The sequence below is a fragment of the Primorskyibacter aestuariivivens genome (assembly GCF_028023675.1).
Lineage (GTDB): Bacteria > Pseudomonadota > Alphaproteobacteria > Rhodobacterales > Rhodobacteraceae > Marinovum > Marinovum aestuariivivens.
The window spans coordinates 1-17317 of record NZ_JAQIOZ010000003.1 but is presented as its reverse complement, the minus strand read 5'-3'; the positions used below and the strand labels follow the sequence as shown (position 1 = coordinate 17317).

Below are 17317 nucleotides of genomic sequence, written 5' to 3'. Positions count from 1 at the left end.
CATGGCAACCGAAGTACGTGTACCCACCCTCGGCGAATCCGTGACCGAGGCCACAGTGGCCACCTGGTTCAAGAAACCCGGCGACAGCGTTGCCGTGGACGAGATGCTCTGCGAGCTGGAAACCGACAAAGTGACGGTCGAGGTGCCCTCGCCCGCCGCTGGCACGCTGGCAGATATCGTTGCGCAAGAAGGCGAAACCGTGGGCGTTGATGCGCTCTTGGCCAATATCGCCGAAGGTGGCGAAGCGGCTGCCTCTGCGCCTGCCAAATCCGAGGCCCCCGCAGCCGCACCTGCCGCATCGGGCGGCGGTGACAGCGTGGACGTCATGGTCCCCACGCTGGGTGAATCTGTGACCGAAGCAACTGTTTCGACCTGGTTCAAAAAGGTCGGCGACACGGTCGCGCAGGACGAGATGCTCTGCGAACTGGAAACCGATAAGGTCTCGGTCGAAGTGCCCGCACCCGCCGCTGGTGTCCTGTCCGAGATCGTGGCCCCCGAAGGCACCACCGTGGATGCCTCTGCCAAGCTGGCCGTCATTGGTGGCTCCGCTGGTGCCGCTTCTGCGCCCGCAGCCGAAGCCGCCCCTGCCCCCGCCGCAGCCCCGGCAGCCGGTGGTGTCAAGGACGGCCCCGCCGCCGAGAAAGCGATGGCCGAAGCAGGCATCTCGCGTGACGCCGTAACCGGCACCGGCCGTGATGGCCGCGCGACCAAGGCCGATGTGGCCAAGGCCGTCGCCGCCGCCACTGCCCCCGCGCCTGCCGCCGCTGCGCCCCGCGCGCCGGTGCCTGCCGATGATGCGGCGCGCGAAGAGCGGGTGAAAATGACCCGCCTGCGCCAGACCATTGCCAAGCGTCTCAAGGATGCGCAGAACACCGCCGCGATCCTGACCACCTATAACGAGGTGGACATGACCGAATGCATGGCGCTGCGGAAGCAGTACAAGGACCTGTTCGAGAAGAAACACGGCGTCCGCCTGGGCTTCATGTCCTTCTTCACCAAGGCCTGCTGCCACGCGCTGAAAGAAGTGCCCGAGGTGAATGCCGAGATCGACGGGACGGATATCGTCTACAAGAACTTCGTGCATATGGGCATCGCCGCTGGCACGCCCCAGGGCCTCGTCGTTCCGGTCATCCGTGACGCGGACAAGATGTCCTTTGCCGAGATCGAAGGCGCGATTGCCGAAAAAGGCCGCCGCGCGCGGGATGGCAAACTGTCCATGGCGGAAATGCAGGGCGGCACCTTCACCATCTCCAATGGTGGTGTATACGGCTCGCTGATGTCCTCGCCGATCCTGAACCCCCCGCAGTCGGGCATCCTCGGCATGCACAAGATCCAGGACCGCCCGATGGTCATCAATGGCGAAATCAAGATCCGCCCGATGATGTATCTGGCCCTGTCCTATGATCACCGCATCGTCGATGGCAAAGGCGCCGTGACCTTCCTCGTGCGCGTCAAGGAAGCGCTGGAAGATCCCCGCCGGTTGCTGATGGATCTGTGATCCATGGCAACCCACGCTCTCTGGCAGGCCGACGTCGCGGATTTTGATGCTTGGTTCAAGGTGTTTCACGAAGATGTCGGCGCGCGTAAAGCCGCCGGCATCGTCGACATGAACGTCTGGCGTGATCCCGACCGGGAAAACCACGCTGTTGCGCTCTTTGCCATCACCGATCTGGAAAAGGCCCGCGCCTTTTTCGACTCGGAAGAACTGGCCATGCATCGCGAAAGAGACGGCGTGGCCCATATCACCGTCAAACTCCTAACACCGGCCTGAGGCGGGCACACCGCCCCTCGCCACCCCCGGATCGAGGCACATGACCCCCGAACTGACCGCCCTCACCCTCGCAGCGCTTTTGCAAGTGATCCAGTTTGGGATCTATTCCATCAGCGCGCAAAAACAGGTCGGCACCAAATACGCCGCCTCCCCGCGTGACGAACCACGTCAGCTCACCGGGTTTGCGGGCCGCGCGCAGCGGGCGATGAACAACCATTTCGAGGGGCTGATCCTCTTCTCCATCGCGGTTTTTGTCGTGACCTATGCCGATCAGGCCAGCGGCGTCACCGCCGCCTGCGCGATGCTCTACCTGATCGCCCGCATCCTTTACTTCCCCGCCTATCTCTTCGGCTGGACGCCGTGGCGCTCCGCGATCTGGGCGGTGGGCTTCCTCGCCACCACCATAATGCTGCTGGCGGCGCTCCTATGACCTGTCAGACCGGATATCTTCGCTCTGGACATTGTGCCGTCCAGCCTCTTCTTCTGTTCACAAATACCTCGGGGGAGTCGCCCCAAGGGCGACGGGGGCAGCGCCCCCACCCGATCCAACGAAAGGACCAATCAAATGGCAAGCTATGATGTGATCGTCATCGGTGCAGGCCCCGGCGGCTATGTGGCCGCCATCCGCTGCGCGCAACTGGGGCTCAAGACCGCCTGTGTCGAGGGGCGCGAAACCCTTGGCGGGACCTGTCTCAACGTGGGCTGCATCCCCTCCAAGGCGCTGCTGCACGCCTCGCACCAGCTGCACGAGGCCGAGCACAACTTTGCCAAGATGGGTCTCAAGGGCAAATCCCCCTCCGTCGACTGGAAACAGATGCTGTCCTACAAGGACGATGTGATCGGCCAAAACACCAAGGGCATCGAGTTCCTGTTCAAGAAGAACAAGATCGACTGGCTCAAGGGCTGGGGCTCGATCCCCGAAGCGGGCAAGGTCAAAGTGGGCGACGACGTCCATGAAGCAAAGAACATCATCATCGCCTCCGGCTCTGAGGCGTCGCCGGTTCCCGGCGCAGATGTCACCGTGGATGAAAAGGTTGTCGTGACCTCAACCGGCGCGCTGGAACTGGGCAAGGTGCCGAAAAAGATGATCGTGATCGGAGCGGGTGTGATCGGGCTGGAAATGGGCTCGGTCTATGCCCGTCTGGGTGCCGAAGTCACCGTGATCGAATTCCTCGACGCCATCACCCCCGGTATGGACGGCGAGGTTCAGAAGCAGTTCAAAAAACTGCTCGAAAAGCAGGGCATGAAATTCGTCATGGGCGCGGCAGTGTCCAAGGTCGATGCCACCAAGACCAAGGCCAAGGTGACCTATAAGCTGCGCAAGGACGACAGCGAAGAGACCCTCGACGCCGATGTGGTGCTGTGCGCCACCGGCCGCCGTCCCTTTACCGGCGGGCTGGGGCTTGAGGCTCTGGGCGTGGAAATGTCCGAGCGCGGCCAGATCAAGACCGACAATCAGTGGCGCACCAATGTGCCCGGCATCTTTGCCATCGGCGACGCCATCGACGGCCCGATGCTGGCCCACAAGGCCGAGGATGAAGGCATGGCCGCCGCCGAGGTCATCGCGGGCAAGCATGGTCATGTGAACTATGACGTGATCCCCGGCGTGATCTACACTGCCCCCGAAGTGGCCAGCGTCGGCAAGACCGAGCAGGAGCTGAAAGAGGCGGGCGTCAACTACAAGGTTGGCAAATTCTCTTTCATGGGCAATGGCCGCGCCAAGGCCGTGTTCCAGGGCGACGGGTTCGTCAAACTGCTGGCGGATAAAGACACCGACCGTATTCTGGGCTGCCACATCATCGGCCCGGCGGCGGGTGACCTGATCCACGAGGTTTGCGTGGCGATGGAATTCGGTGCCTCTGCTGAAGATCTGGCGCTGACCTGCCACGCGCACCCGACCTTCTCCGAAGCCGTGCGCGAGGCCGCGCTGGCCTGCGGTGACGGCCCGATCCACATGTGATCGACGGAACATTTGAATGACAAAGGGCGGCCCTGGTAGCCGCCCTTTGCTTTTCCCGGCAGCGATGGGCGCTCTACCACAAACGCGGCTGGGCTTTTTCCTCGTAGGTGGCGTCATAGTCGCCGCAGCCGACCTCGCCATTGGTGACCTCGGCCAGAATCTCGCCCACCGTCGGCACGGTCTCCGCATCGTCCCGCCCCCAAAGCCCCGAGCGCATCAACGCCTTGGCGCATTGGATATAGACCTCGTCGATCTCGATCACGATCACCGTGGCGGGGTGCTTGCCGCGCTGCTCAAAGCTTTGCAGCACCTCGGGTTCATCGGTCAGAAACGCACGGCCATTCACGCGCACCGTGGTCTTCGAACCGGGGATCAGGAACAACAACGCCACGCGCGGATCGCGGATGATATTGCGCAACGTGTCGAGCCGGTTATTGCCGCGCCAGTCGGGCATCATGAGCGTCTTTTCATCTGCCACGCGCACCACCGGGCCATCATCGCCGCGCGGGCTGCCATCGGTGCCGTTGGGGCCAACGGTCGAGATCACGCAGAACCGCGATCCTTCGATCCAGGCGCGGTAGCTGGGCGTCAGCTGTGGCACCACTTTGCGCAGGGCAGCAGGGACCGGTTCGCCATACAATGCATGCAGGCCTTCAAGCGTTGTGAGTGTCCGCGTCAAACCCGGCCTCGCGCATCAACTCGTTGGATTTGGCTTCGACCACGGTCTCAAGCCGGGTCATGAAGGTCACACGGTCCAGCCCCGGTTCGATTGGTTCAAGGAATTCGACCACCGCCACCCCGGGCTTGCGCAGGATACCGCGCTTGGGCCAGAGCACGCCAACATTGGTCGCCACCGGGACGCATTCGTGGCCAAACTGGGCATAGAGCACATGGGTGCCGACCTTGTAAGGCAGGTATTTTCCGGGGGGCACGCGCGTGCCCTGCGAATAGATGACCAACTGCCCCGGATTGGCGTGCCCTGCGGCCACATCCGCCACCATCTTCTTGATCGCCGCGCCGCGTTTGCCGCGCGCCACGGGAACACAGCCGATGCGTTTGGCATAAAGCCCAAGGATCGGCGCCCAGAGCAGTTCCCGCTTCATGATGAATTTGCCATTGGGAATGGCGTTGAAGATCATGATGATGTCGAGGAACGACTGGTGTTTCGCGGCGATCATCAGCTCGTCTGTGGGCGGCGTGCCGCGCACCTCGCAGCGGATGCCGACCATCCATCCGGCGGTCCAGATCACCCAACGACAATAGGTCTTGCAGGCCTTGAGGGCGCCGTTTCGCGTTGCGACCGCATAGGGGAAATACACAACGCCAAGGACCACCATGGCAAGGTACATCTGGACGTTGAACACCAGTGAGCGCAGATGCTGCATCAACGCAATCCTCCCAAAACCCGCATCGCCGCCCAGCGCGTCGCGAAAAACGCCACCAGACCGGCAAGCGGCGGTACCAGAAGCGGCCAGAACCAGTGCAGGCCCTGAAAGCCCAGCCCCGTCAGGATGCTTGCCTCGGCCGAGGCGGATGGCAGGAACAGGATGGCCAAAAGCCCCACCACCATGCCAAGCGCCGCCCCAGCAAGAGCGCGCAGTGTGAAGCGCCGGACAAAAGCCCCGGCGATGTAGGCATCGGTCGCCCCGATCAAACGTAACACTTGAATGACCTGCGCATTGGCGGCCAGCGCTGCATTGGCGGCCAGCGTGATCATCGCGCCCATGGCCCCAAAGATCAGCAGGATCGCCGCCCAACCCAGGATCTTGAGCCGCCCCGCCGCCTGCACCAGCGGCCTGCGCCAGCGTGTGTGATCGTCCAGCACCGCGCCCGGCAACTCCGCCTGCAGCCGCAGCCGCAGCCCGTCACCATCATAGCCCTGCCCGCTTTCACGCACTTCGATCAATTGCGGCACCGGCAGGCTTTCCACCGGCAGGTCCGGCCCGAACCATGGCTCCAGAAGCGCGCGTTGCTCTTCGGGGGACAGCGCGCGCGCCTCGGCCACGCCGGGGGTTTCGGACAGGATCCTGAGCGCACGCTCGGTCTGGGCCGCCATTTGCTCGGCCGGGGCCGAAATCCGCAGCGTCGCGGACCCGGCCAGCGCGTCCCGCCAGTTCGAGGCCAACCGCCCCGACGCCAGCGACAGGGCCAGTGCAAATACCGCGAGAAACGCCATTGCGCCCGCCGTGAACAGGGTCAGCCGCGCGGTAAAGCCGGTGGGCGGCACGACGCGGTCGGCCTGTGAATCGCCGCCAAACAGATCAAGAAACGCGGCCAGGTAGTCCTTCACAGGTCCGCCCCCGCCAATTGCAGCCGCCTGTTCGAAATACGCAGCACGCGGGCCTGCACATGTGGCTTGGCCGCGCGGATCAGGCTCAGGTCATGGGTGGCGATCATGATGGTCTTGCCCATCTTGTTCAACTCGACCAACAGCCGCAAAAGTCTCTGGGACATGTCCCAATCGACATTGCCCGTGGGCTCATCGGCCAGCACCACATCCGGCGACAGGATCAGCGCCCGCGCCAGCGCCGCGCGTTGCCGTTCGCCCCCCGAAAGTTCAGGCGGATAGGCATTGGCGCGTGACGACAGCCCCACCCAGTTCAGAAGCTCCTTGAGATCGGCCTGTGCCTCCAGCTTGTCCTGACCGGACACGGCCAGCGGCAGCGCGATGTTTTCGGCCACCGGCAGGTGATCAAGGAACTGGCAATCCTGATGCACCACACCAATGCGGCGGCGGGCCATGGCGATGCCGTCCCGGTCAATCTCGCGCACATCCTTGTCGAACATCCTCAGATGCCCGGCTGTGGGCACCAGTGCGCCGTAGCACAGCTTGAGAAAGGTTGTCTTACCCGCGCCGGAGGGGCCGGTCAGGAAGTGAAACGACCCGGGCGGCAGGCGCAGGGACATATCGGTCAGCAATTCCCCACCGCCGTAGGAATAGGCCACGTTTTCAAGCTCGATCACCGGCGCCCCAACTCTGAATTATCACGGGTTATGCGTTGTCGATACGTTTTGCACGAGGCCGGGGAAGGTTTCAATGCGGCCTTGAGTTCATTGCGCTTTTCCTTGCCGACAGTCTGCCTATGATGCAACCATGCCCCCGAGGGTTGAGGCACGGGCAAACAAAGGTGGGATGAATGCGGCTGATCTGCCCAAATTGTGAAGCACAATACGAAGTTCCGGATGATGTGATTCCCGAGGACGGTCGGGATGTGCAATGTTCCAATTGCGGCAACACCTGGTTTCAGCAGCCTGCCAGCGCGCAGGACGATGCAGAAGAGGACAGCGCGCTTTACGGCGCGCCGGAGGATGTGAGCCCGGCCCGCGAAGCTGTGGCTCCGGTCGCAGCCGAACCGGCCCCCGAGACACCGGCAGAACGCCGGCAACGGCGACAGCTCGATCCCGAGATTGCCAATGTTCTGCGCGAGGAGGCCGAGCACGAGGCGCGCGCCCGCGCCGCCGAAAGCGGGTCGCTCGAAACGCAGCCGGACCTAGGTCTGGATGACGGCGGGCCAAGCGAAGAAGCTGAGAAGCGGGCACAGCAGGCGCGGGAACGGATGGCCCGGATGCGCGGCACGTCCGTTGATGATGGTGATGACGGGTTTGGGTCCGCCGCCGTCTCGGCCGCTGCGGCTGCGGCGGGCAACACCCGCCGCGACATGCTGCCCGACATCGAAGAGATCAACTCGACCCTGCGCTCCAGTTCCGAGCCGCGCGCGGCAGAGACCCAAGGGGCAATCGACGACAGCCAGGATATGCACCGCGCCAGGGGCGGGTTCCGGCGTGGGTTCACATGGGTGATCCTGCTCGCCGTGCTGGCCGTTGCTGTCTATCTCTACGCCGACAGGATTGCCGAAATGGTGCCACAGGCGGCGGGGCCGTTGGAAAGCTATGTTGCGCTGGTGGATGATGGTCGCGCGTGGCTGGACGCCAAGGTTCTGCAAGGGCTGCAATGGTTGGACAGCATGTCGTCAGAGGCCGCGACCCCGGCTGACGCCCCGGGCAGCAACTGACAGTGTTCGGGTGCGCAGCCATGCGCGCCGCTTCACCTTGATCAAAACCGGTCCAGCAGACGTTCCAGATAGTTGCGCTCGATCTCCGGACGATCACCGTCACCCGAACGGCGGCGGATTTCGTCCAGCAATTCCCGCGCACGGCGATAGACATCTTCGCCTTGCAGCAGGTTTTCATTGGAACTGATCGTGCCGGTATTGCCCGCCTCGCGTCCCAGCGGGTCGCGCTGGTCGGGGCTTTGGGCCCCTGCGGTGTCACCCTGCCCGCCTTGCTGGCGCTGCTCTTCGGCCAGCGCCTCACCAAGGTTGCGCATGCCTTCGCGCAGCGCTTCCATTGCCTCGGACTGACGATCAATCGCTTCGGGCAGGTCGTTGCCGCGCAGCGCCTCTTCGGCCCCATCCATGGCGCGCTCCGCGTCACGCAGCGCTTCCTGTGCCCGGCGACCGGCTTCGGTCCCCTGTCCCGGCATGGCTCCGCGCTGGCGTTCGACCTCGCGGCGCAGCGCCTCTTGCCGGTCGGCAAGCTCGCCACGCTGACCTTGTTGGCCCTGCTGGCCTTCGCCGTCGCCCTGCCCCTGGCCTTCGCCTTGCTGGCCCTCGTGGCTCTGGCCGCGGCCCTCACCGCCATTGCGGCCCTCGTTGCCTTGGCTCTGGCCCTGATTGGCGCTCGGGTTGAACTGTTCCTGCAGATCGCGGAATGCCTGATCGGACAGGCCTTGCTGTTCGCGCAGCGTCTCGGCCAGCCCTTCCATGGCCTGCTCACCGGGGCTTTGCTGGCCCTGACCCTGCTGGCCCTGCGTGACCTGCATGTTTTCCATCAGTTCCTGCAATTCGCGCAAGGCCTGTTCAGCCTCGGCCATGCGGCCCTGTTCCATCAGCTCCTGAATCCGGTCCATCATGGCCTGCAGGTCGTCCTGCGTCATTTCCATCATGTTCTCGGGGTTCTGGGCCATCTCCTGATTCTGCTCGCCATTGCGGCGCTGTTCCTGCGCAAGCTGGCGCATGTAATCCTCGGTCGCCTGACGCAGCTCCTGCATCAGCTCAGCGATTTCCTGATCGCTGGCCCCGTTCTTCATCGCTTCCGACAAACGCTCCTGCGCCCGCTTCAGCCGTTCGCGCGCATCGTTCAGATCGCCGTCTTCGAGCAGCACGGCAAGGTTCCACATCGCCTCGGCAATCTCGTCGCGCTGATCTTCGGTCAGGCCATGTTTGGTAAAGAGCTCCAGCCGCCGCTGGATCGTGCGCATGCGCAGATAGGTGGTCGCCGAGCGGAACACGTCGTCGGGGCGGTGCACCACGGCGCGCAGAACCATGATCACGTCGGGCGCGTTTTCCCGCGTCCAGAGCAGCGCCTGACGCTGTTCGATCACCGCTGCCGCCAGCGGATCAAAGAACCGGCGTCCCGGCAGGGGCACGTTCACCGCTGCGGGCGCGCTTTGCTGACCCGGATCGTCGCTTACGGTCAACTCGATTTTCACGGGCAGGTTGGCCCAGGGGTGTTCCGAGAAATCCTCGATCAGTGTTTCGTTGAACGCCGCACGATTGCCCGCCACCGGCATTGGCAGCGGAATGCGGATTTCATCGCGGGGTTCGGGGTCGCGGGCCAGCCCGTAGCGCCGGTCCAGCGCCTCCATGTCCAGCGAGATGATCGCCTCGCCTTCGCGAATGCCGTAATCGTCCCTGGCCTCGAACGGCAGGCTCATTTCGCCAAAAGCGGCGGCCGTGATGTCGTCAGTCGCCTGCACCGTCGGATTGCTATCCGCGATCAGCGCGATGTCCCAGCTGCGCCCGCCCGGCCCCTCGATGGACAATTTACCCGCCCGCACGGCATCGAAGCTCTGCGATGCATCCGCGGCACTCGGCACATCTTCGGTACGGCCAGAGATGCTCTCGGCCACGGTCAGCGCCCCCACTTGTCCATACAGCCGCAGTGTAATGCGGCTGCCTTCGGCTATTTCAAGCACGCCCTCCGGCTGATCCGCGAGATACAGCGACGGCAGGCCCGTATAGGCGGGTGGCTCGACCCACCCCTCCCAAACCGGCCCATCCGCCAGCGCCGCGCCGCCCGGTGTCATCTCGGCCACCGAACCGACGCGCAGGAAAGACCCGAAAATCAGCGCAACCGACAAGGCCAGAACAGCCACGTAGCGCAGCGCGTAAGGATCGCGTTTCGACACGCGAAGGTCCGGCGAAACGGCTTTTGCGGCGGCCGCGCGCTCGGCCATGCGGGCCTGATGCGCCTCCCACACGGCGCGCGACGCGGCATCACCGCCGCCAATGGCCTGCGTATCGCGGAGCGTCTGCAACGGACGCCCCGAAAGGTTTGCATCCAACCGGTCCAGCGCATCCTGACGACCGGGCACCCGAAACCACCGTATGCCCAGAACCAGCGCAGTAGCCGCCGCAAGGCCCAGACCCACTCCGATAATCCAGACGGCTTCCACGGGCAGCGAATCCTGCACACCCAGCATCAGCAGAGCCAAAGCCACGAACAGCACCGACCACAGGGGCCAGAAGGCACGCGTGATGCGCTCCGCCCAGAGGCCCAGATGGGTCAGAACAAGCGGAAAACGTATCCGGCGCAGGCTTTGCTGATAGCGTGATTGGGTGATGGCACCGCTCCGTCATGACAGGCGGCAAGGCACCATAGCCCTACAGCCATTCAGGGATGGTATCGCGATTTATGATTTCGTCAAAGGTGGGACGGGGTCGGATGACAGCAAATTTATCATTGTGCACCATCACCTCGGGGATCAGCGGGCGGGTGTTGTATTCGCTGGACATGACCGCGCCATAGGCCCCGGCAGAGCGAAAGGCCACCAGATCGCCCGCTTTGAGGACCGGCATCATGCGCCCCTTGGCAAAGGTATCGCCGCTTTCACAGACCGGTCCGACAATGTCATAAGGCACCTGGTCCAGGCCCGGTTCCGGCTCGATCACAGGCACGATATCGTGATGCGCGTCATACATGGCCGGGCGGATCAGATCGTTCATTGCCGCATCGAGGATCAGGAACTGCCGGTCCTCGCCCTGCTTCACATAGATCACCCGGCTGACCAGAATACCCGCATTCCCGGCAATAAGCCTGCCCGGCTCGATCTCGACCTCACAGCCCAGATGGCCGACGGTCTCCTTGATCAGGTTGCCGTAATCGGTGGGCAACGGCGGTGCCTCGTTCGAGCGGGTATAGGGAATGCCCAAGCCCCCGCCCAGATCAAGCCGCGTAATCTCGTGCCCATCCGCACGCAGCGCCTCGGTGAGTTCCGCCACCTTGAGATAGGCCAGCCGGAACGGCTCCAGCTCGGTCAGCTGGCTGCCTATATGCACGTCGATGCCCACCACCTTGATACCCGGAAGGTCGGCGGCATGGGCATACACTTCACGCGCGCGAGAGATCGGAATGCCGAACTTGTTCTCGGATTTGCCGGTGGCAATCTTGGCATGGGTTTTGGCATCCACATCCGGATTGACCCGGATGGTGATCGGCGCCTCCAGCCCCAGCGATGTGGCCACCTCGGAGATCACGGCCATTTCCGGCTCGCTTTCCACATTGAACTGACGAATCCCACCAATCAGGCTGGCGCGGATCTCTTCATGGGTCTTGCCAACACCGGAAAACACGATGCGCTCGCCCGGCACACCCGCCGCCACCGCGCGCGCATATTCCCCGCCCGACACCACGTCCATGCCCGCGCCCGCAGCGGCCAGCGTCTTGAGGATCGCCTGATTGCTGGCGGCTTTCATCGCGTAGCAGACCAGATGCGGCAGGCCATCGAGCGCCTGATCAAACAGCTGGAAATGCCGCACAAGCGTGGCCGTGGAATAGAGATAGAACGGCGCGCCTACGCTGGCCGCAATCTCGGAAACAGGGACATCCTCGGCGTGAAGCGCGCCGTCGCGATACATGAAATGATCCATGGCCGCGTCATAGCAAAAACGCGGGCCTGCGCAATGGGCTTGCGCATACCGCAAACAGGGACGGGGTCCCTGATCTTCTTCTGTTCAAAAATACCTCGGGGGAGTCCTCGCACCCGCGAGGACGGGGGCAGAGCCCCCAATCCCCGATGCAATCAACCGCCGCGTTTGATCCGCTTGCGCTTTTGCTTCTCCGCCTTCTTCGCGGCCTTGAGCCGGTCGGCCTGCCGCGCGGCGATCTTGTCAAAGACCGGCGTGAAACGCGGGTTCAGAACGCCCTCGCCGGTGGCAAGCTGATAGAGCGTGTGAAACGGCGAATTGTTGCATTCCACGATGACCGGCCCATCCTCGGACATGCCGATATCCCAGCCCAGAACGCCCGAGTTCGGGAACAGCGCATGGGCCTTTTCGGCCAGCGCCTTCAATTCGTCCCAATAGGGAATGGTTTCGCCCACGATGGGCAGCCCGGTTGCGGGGTGCATCTCGATATGCTGGGTGTCCAGCCCGGTGCCGAGACGGCATTTCACGATGCGGCCGGTCTCAAGCTCGATCTGTGCCAGCATCGAGCCCTCCTGCCAGAAATTGTCGGACATGGCGCGCGGCGACGGGATTTTCCACAGTACATACAGAACGCGCGGGCGATCCGCCTCTTCCGGGACGGTCACAACCCGGATCGTGCCCAGCGCAGAGCCGGTCATTTCGGTCAGCTTGGGATGTTGCGCAACGGCGGTCTGGAACAGGAAGCCGCGCCTGGCGTGATCGTTCAGAATTTCCTGCGCGAACTCATCAAGAGCAACGGTTTCGCCATTTCCGAAACGCAATGTCTTGCCGCCCTCCTCTACAGCTTCGATACGCGCGGAGCCGACGCTGAGTGAGCCGACCGCAGGTTTGGCAAAGAGCGGGAAGCGCGCGTCGCGGGTCAGAAAGGTGCGGATATCCTCAAGGCTGCGCAAAACGGGCAGATCCCCGAACAGGCGGCGGTTGTCCACCACCGCCTGGGTTTCCGTCGAACGCAGGCCAAGCCCGTTCAGGAACTCGCTCAGCATGACCTTGTCATTGAGGAAATCGCAATGCTGCCGAACGCCCTCGGGGGACAGGCTCCCGTTGAGGTGCCGACTGCCCTGAACACCGACGAATTCCATGCGCTTGGTCCGGTCGGCAAAACGATACAGTTCGAAATCGTAGTAATCCGACAATTTCAGACCGTTGACCTTGCGCCGCCCCTGAAGCACCTGCGTAAATTGCGTGATCGGGTTCACGCCATGTTCGCGCGCCACGCGCACCAGCTTGGGCGCATCGGGGGCTTTCTTCGGTGCGGGGCCCGATAGCAAGGATTTGTCAGCGCTGACGGTGGCTGTGGACATTGGATCCTCCGGGTCTGAGACTGGTCTTGGCCGGAAGATGCGCGGCAATTGTGGCCGCATTTGGACGGAAAGAAACAATACTTGTGACCCGTCACGCTTTGATGCGCATTTGACGACAATTGAATTAACCCACCAGTCCCGAAATCCGGTCCGGAAATCGGGGCCTCAGGTCACCGGGCGCGTCCGCAGGAAGAGATAGAGCGGAAGCCCACAGGACAAACCGATGCAAAAAGTCGCCGGTATCGCCCAGAGTGCCTCCCAATTGCGGCGCACCGCCACCTCGGCAATGACCCAAACCGTGAGAGCAACAGCGGCAATCGTCAGGTCCCAGACCAGCCCCGATGTCGCAGCATTGACGTGCCACGCGTCCACCATCCCCATCAGGTCAAAGCCGTTTTCGCGAAACCAGGTCACGAAATAGGCCATGGGATGCACCGCACCCCAGATCGCTAGGGCCAGATAGATCCAGCGCAATGGCGACATCAACGGATCGACCGCCCCACGACACCGATTTCCGCCTTGCCGGTGATGCTCACGCCGATGGGCGTGGATTGCTTCTTCTCTGGCCGGGTCGGCGCGCCGTCCACGCCACATCCTGCTAGAGCGGCCAATGCCGCAAAGATCGTCAGAACCTTCATGCCAGCGCCTCCTTCCAGCGCGCCACCTGTTCGCGGACCCGTTCGGGCGCGGTGCCGCCATAGGACAGGCGCGAAGCCACCGAATTATGCACGCCCAGTACGTCGAACACGTCCCGGGTGATATCAGAGTGCACGGATTGCATGTCGTCAAGGCTCAGATCCGGCAGGTCACAGGCTTTTGCCTCGGCCATGGCCACCAGCGACCCGGTGACATGGTGCGCGTCGCGGAACGGCATGCCCAAAACCCGCACCAGCCAGTCGGCCAGATCGGTGGCCGTGGAAAAACCAGTCGCTGCCGCCGCTTCAAGGCTCTCGCGATTGGCCGACATGTCCTTGACCATGCCTTCCATCGCGGCCAGCGCCAGCATCAGGTTGTCGGCGGCGTCAAAGACCTGTTCCTTGTCTTCCTGCATGTCCTTGGAATAGGCCAAGGGCAGCCCTTTCATCACCGTCATCAGCGCCACATTGGCCCCGAAAATCCGCCCGATCTTGGCGCGGATAAGCTCGGCGGCATCGGGGTTCTTCTTTTGCGGCATGATCGAGGAGCCGGTGGAGAACCTATCGCTGAGCGTGACAAAACGGAACTGCGCCGAGGACCAGATCACCAGCTCTTCGGCCATACGGCTCAGGTGCATGGCACAGATCGAGGCGGCAGACAGGAATTCCAGCGCGAAATCGCGGTCCGACACGGCGTCCAGCGAATTGGCCGCAGGCCGGTCAAAGCCCAACGCTTTTGCCGTCATCTCCCGGTCTATCGGAAAGGATGTGCCCGCCAGCGCCGCCGCGCCCAGGGGACATTCATTCATCCGGGTCCGCGCGTCGCGGATACGCGACCGGTCGCGGGCGAACATTTCCACATAGGCCATCATGTGATGGCCCCAGGTCACCGGCTGCGCCACTTGGAGATGGGTGAACCCGGGCATGACCCAATCGGCCCCGGCCTCGGCCTGATCCACAAGTGCGCGCATGAGGGCACTCAGACCGGCATCCACCGCGTCCAACTGATCGCGCACCCAAAGCTTGAAATCCGTGGCCACCTGATCATTGCGGGACCGCCCGGTATGCAGACGCCCTGCGGGCTCGCCGATCACCTCTTTCAGGCGCGCCTCGACATTCATATGGATGTCTTCCAGCGCGGTGGAGAACTGGAATTTGCCGCCTTCAATCTCTGACAAGATCGTGAGAAGCCCTTCCCTCATCGCCTCGGCATCTTTAGCGTCGATGATACCTTGCGCGGCCAGCATGGCAGCATGGGCGCGCGAGCCTGCGATATCCTGGGCAGCCATGCGCTTGTCGAACCCGATCGAGGCGTTAATTGCCTCCATGATTGCATCGGGTCCGGCGGCGAAACGACCGCCCCACATCTGGTTAGAGGATTTGTCTGACATGCATGCCACCTTGCGCGAAATGAAACGGGTGCTGGTTTGCGCCGTTCTCTATACGGGGCTGGCGGCAAGCGCAAATGCCGCCGACTGGTCCGCGATCGAAAACCTGCGGGCGGGCGATATGTCCAAGCTTGAATTCTTTGCCGATCCTGCCGCGGCGCCGGTGGCGGAGTTCCTCACTTTCGACGAAGAGCCCATCGCGCTCGACGCCTATCGCGGGCAAATCGTGCTGCTGAATTTCTGGGCCACCTGGTGTGCGCCGTGCCGCAAGGAAATGCCGATGCTCTCCGAGTTGCAGAACGAGTTCGGCGGCGAGGATTTTGCCGTGGTCACCGTGGCCACGGGCCGCAATGCGCCCCCTGCCATGACGCGGTTCTTTGATTCCATCGGGGTTGATAACCTGCCGCTCTACCGTGACCCGCAACAGGCGCTGGCCCGCGAAATGGGCGTGCTCGGCCTGCCCACGACAATGGTCCTTGGCCGCGACGGGCGCGAGATCGCCCGGCTGCAGGGTGACGCCAACTGGGCCAGTGACAGCGCCAAGGCCATCGTGAAAGCGCTGATCGCTCACGGCATGTGAGACACGTTACTTTCACAGCCCCAGCCTCGGACGCCGGGGCTGTTTCTTTCCGCAAGGCCTGGACGACCACCGGTGCCGATGCAATGCGTCACTGTGTCGATTTATCCAACAGTTTCGCGGACATCATGGGTGATCTGGGCTGGCGCTGCCTCGGCTCGCCTTCGCGATCCTCACCTATCACGACCGAGACGACCAACTCCACCACGTTCAAAGCCCAGGACCGGGTTCGGCAAGACCTTCTGCTCAAAGCCTTTGCCGAAGCCAGTGGCGTGAACAACAAGATTTGGCTTGAACTGAGCTTCAAAGATCGCGAATTGATCGGCCAGATCGCGGACTCCGTGGTCTTCTGGGCACCGCATATCGACACCGGTGCAAACGATTTGAAAGTCTGAAACGATGCTGCCTGTTTTTTCCTTCATGACCGCAACCGAGATCTGTTTTGGCCGGGGGACGGCTTCCGTTGCGGTGGGCCGGATCGCCGCCTTTGGATCCCGCGTGCTGCTTGTCCATGGCGCAAATGCCGCCCGGTCCGACTGGCTTGCCGAGGCGCTGGTTCAAAACGGATGCGATGTGGCCCGATTTGCGGTAGCGGGCGAGCCAGATATGGACATGGTCCAGGCCGGGATTGACGCGGCGCGCCGCCATGGCGCGGACGTGGTCACAGCGCTTGGCGGTGGTGCGGCCATTGACGCGGGCAAGGCCATCGCCGCGCTGGCCTCCGGTACGCGCCCGATGCTCGATCATCTGGAGGTCGTGGGGGCAGGCCTGCCGCTTGAGACCGCACCCCTGCCCTTTGTCGCTTTGCCCACAACCGCCGGGACCGGTGCCGAAGTGACCCGCAACGCGGTGATCGCCGTGCCCGAGCATCAGCGCAAGGTGTCGCTGCGCGACCCCCGCATGCTGCCGCGGCTCGCGCTGGTCGATCCCGCGCTGACCGACAATTGCCCGCGCTCTGTGACGCTGGCCTCGGGGCTGGACGCGGTCACACAGGTGATCGAACCCTATCTCTGCACCCGGGCCAACCCGATGACCGATGCGCTCTGCCGCGATGCCATCCCGCGCGGGCTGGTCGCGCTGTGCCGCCTGATGAAGGGCGAAGACACGGCGGCGCGCGAGGAGATCGCCTGGGTCAGTCTTTGTGGCGGGCTGGCGCTCGCCAATGCGGGGTTGGGCGTGGTGCACGGCCTTGCCGGTCCGCTCGGGGGGCTTTCCTCTGCCCCGCATGGTGCGATTTGCGGCGCGCTTCTGCCGCATGCGCTTGAAGTCAATGCCCGCCATGCCACCGATCCCCGGACACAGGCCCGCATTGCCGAGATCCGGCACTGGATCGCCGAAGCTCTGGGCGGCGCAAAGGATGAGGCTTTTAGCAGGCTGGCCGCGTGGTCCCGTGAAAACGGTCTGTCGGGGCTCGATGCGCTTGGCATCTCCCCGGAGCAGCGTAGCACGGCCGCCGAAGCCGCTGCGGCCTCGTCGTCGATGAAGGCAAATCCGGTGCCGCTTGGCCCGGACACGCTGTCCAAGTTGATGGATAACGCAACATGACAGAGCGACTAGGTGTTTGATCCCACGGTTTGATGGTGTGATTTTTTCTCAGGAATTGAAGGAAGCATTATGGGACAAGTTCGTCACGGGAGCGCCACGACCACGTACGCCGTCAGAGCTGCAATACAGCGATCGCAAGCTTCGCTCGC

Annotated in this window: 18 protein-coding genes; 8 read left to right on the top strand and 10 right to left on the bottom strand. The window is 63.3% G+C overall.

The genetic code is table 11. The features are described 5' to 3' along the window. The first annotated feature begins 1 nt into the window (after position 1). The 4 genes from odhB (at position 2) to lpdA (ending at position 3731) form a co-directional block, all read left to right on the top strand. Positions 2 to 1498 (top strand): 2-oxoglutarate dehydrogenase complex dihydrolipoyllysine-residue succinyltransferase, encoded by a 1497-nt coding sequence (gene odhB / locus PGB28_RS02195; protein WP_271419843.1) that lies wholly within the window; start codon positions 2 to 4, stop codon positions 1496 to 1498. Between the two features lie 3 nt (positions 1499 to 1501). Next, positions 1502 to 1771, top strand: coding sequence for a hypothetical protein (locus tag PGB28_RS02190; protein ID WP_271419842.1), 270 nt, complete (start codon positions 1502 to 1504; stop codon positions 1769 to 1771). Positions 1772 to 1811: 40 nt separating this feature from the next. Then, positions 1812 to 2201 (top strand): MAPEG family protein, encoded by a 390-nt coding sequence (locus tag PGB28_RS02185; protein ID WP_271419841.1) that lies wholly within the window; start codon positions 1812 to 1814, stop codon positions 2199 to 2201. Between the two features lie 135 nt (positions 2202 to 2336). Then, complete coding sequence (gene lpdA, locus PGB28_RS02180; RefSeq protein ID WP_271419840.1) at positions 2337 to 3731, top strand: dihydrolipoyl dehydrogenase; 1395 nt, start codon at positions 2337 to 2339, stop codon at positions 3729 to 3731. Positions 3732 to 3804: 73 nt separating this feature from the next. Here lpdA and PGB28_RS02175 read toward each other — a convergent pair whose 3' ends face one another. Genes PGB28_RS02175 through PGB28_RS02160 form a run of 4 tightly spaced genes read right to left on the bottom strand, consistent with a single transcriptional unit; the run spans position 3805 to position 6695 of the window. Then, the gene (locus PGB28_RS02175) at positions 3805 to 4410 is read right to left on the bottom strand and encodes a pyridoxamine 5'-phosphate oxidase family protein (RefSeq protein WP_271419839.1); all 606 of its coding nucleotides are present in this window, start codon (positions 4408 to 4410) and stop codon (positions 3805 to 3807) included. Beyond that, positions 4385 to 5116, bottom strand: a complete 732-nt coding sequence (locus PGB28_RS02170) for a lysophospholipid acyltransferase family protein (RefSeq protein WP_271419838.1) — start codon at positions 5114 to 5116, stop codon at positions 4385 to 4387. The genes PGB28_RS02175 and PGB28_RS02170 overlap by 26 nt, the downstream gene beginning before the upstream one ends. Then, positions 5116 to 6021, bottom strand: a complete 906-nt coding sequence (locus PGB28_RS02165; RefSeq protein WP_271419837.1) for a cell division protein FtsX — start codon at positions 6019 to 6021, stop codon at positions 5116 to 5118. The genes PGB28_RS02170 and PGB28_RS02165 overlap by 1 nt, the downstream gene beginning before the upstream one ends. Continuing rightward, complete coding sequence (locus PGB28_RS02160) at positions 6018 to 6695, bottom strand: cell division ATP-binding protein FtsE (RefSeq protein ID WP_271419836.1); 678 nt, start codon at positions 6693 to 6695, stop codon at positions 6018 to 6020. The genes PGB28_RS02165 and PGB28_RS02160 overlap by 4 nt, the downstream gene beginning before the upstream one ends. Positions 6696 to 6868: 173 nt before the next feature. On the opposite strand from PGB28_RS02160, the gene PGB28_RS02155 reads away from it, so the two are divergent. Next, a complete protein-coding gene (locus PGB28_RS02155; protein WP_271419835.1) occupies positions 6869 to 7744 on the top strand; it encodes a zinc-ribbon domain-containing protein in 876 nt (291 codons plus the stop codon). Between the two features lie 41 nt (positions 7745 to 7785). Here PGB28_RS02155 and PGB28_RS02150 read toward each other — a convergent pair whose 3' ends face one another. The 6 genes from PGB28_RS02150 to argH all read right to left on the bottom strand — a co-directional run bounded on the left by PGB28_RS02150 (position 7786) and on the right by argH (position 15049). Further along, positions 7786 to 10356 carry a TIGR02302 family protein gene (locus PGB28_RS02150; RefSeq protein ID WP_271420173.1) on the bottom strand — a complete coding sequence of 857 codons (2571 nt, stop codon included), beginning with the start codon at positions 10354 to 10356 and terminating at the stop codon, positions 7786 to 7788. A 40-nt stretch (positions 10357 to 10396) separates the two neighbouring features. Then, positions 10397 to 11662 (bottom strand): diaminopimelate decarboxylase, encoded by a 1266-nt coding sequence (lysA, locus tag PGB28_RS02145; RefSeq protein ID WP_271419834.1) that lies wholly within the window; start codon positions 11660 to 11662, stop codon positions 10397 to 10399. Between the two features lie 152 nt (positions 11663 to 11814). Continuing rightward, the gene (locus tag PGB28_RS02140; RefSeq protein WP_271419833.1) at positions 11815 to 13023 is read right to left on the bottom strand and encodes a sugar-transfer associated ATP-grasp domain-containing protein; all 1209 of its coding nucleotides are present in this window, start codon (positions 13021 to 13023) and stop codon (positions 11815 to 11817) included. 165 nt (positions 13024 to 13188) lie between these two features. Continuing rightward, on the bottom strand, positions 13189 to 13506 hold the full coding sequence (locus PGB28_RS02135) for a DUF2834 domain-containing protein (protein ID WP_271419832.1): 318 nt from the start codon (positions 13504 to 13506) through the stop codon (positions 13189 to 13191). Then, positions 13506 to 13661, bottom strand: coding sequence for a hypothetical protein (locus PGB28_RS02130; RefSeq protein ID WP_271419831.1), 156 nt, complete (start codon positions 13659 to 13661; stop codon positions 13506 to 13508). The genes PGB28_RS02135 and PGB28_RS02130 overlap by 1 nt, the downstream gene beginning before the upstream one ends. Continuing rightward, a complete protein-coding gene (argH, locus tag PGB28_RS02125; protein WP_271419830.1) occupies positions 13658 to 15049 on the bottom strand; it encodes an argininosuccinate lyase in 1392 nt (463 codons plus the stop codon). The genes PGB28_RS02130 and argH overlap by 4 nt, the downstream gene beginning before the upstream one ends. Between argH and PGB28_RS02120 the strand changes: the two genes are divergently transcribed. The 3 genes from PGB28_RS02120 to PGB28_RS02110 all read left to right on the top strand — a co-directional run bounded on the left by PGB28_RS02120 (position 15048) and on the right by PGB28_RS02110 (position 17168). Continuing rightward, entirely contained in the window at positions 15048 to 15626 is a 579-nt protein-coding gene (locus PGB28_RS02120) for a TlpA family protein disulfide reductase (RefSeq protein WP_271419829.1), read from the top strand. The two genes, argH and PGB28_RS02120, sit on opposite strands and share 2 nt — an antisense overlap. A 125-nt stretch (positions 15627 to 15751) precedes the next feature. Continuing rightward, complete coding sequence (locus PGB28_RS02115; RefSeq protein ID WP_271419828.1) at positions 15752 to 16018, top strand: hypothetical protein; 267 nt, start codon at positions 15752 to 15754, stop codon at positions 16016 to 16018. A 25-nt stretch (positions 16019 to 16043) separates the two neighbouring features. Next, positions 16044 to 17168: an iron-containing alcohol dehydrogenase gene (locus PGB28_RS02110; protein WP_271419827.1), complete on the top strand. Its 1125-nt coding sequence runs from the start codon at positions 16044 to 16046 to the stop codon at positions 17166 to 17168. The last annotated feature ends 149 nt before the right edge of the window (positions 17169 to 17317 follow it).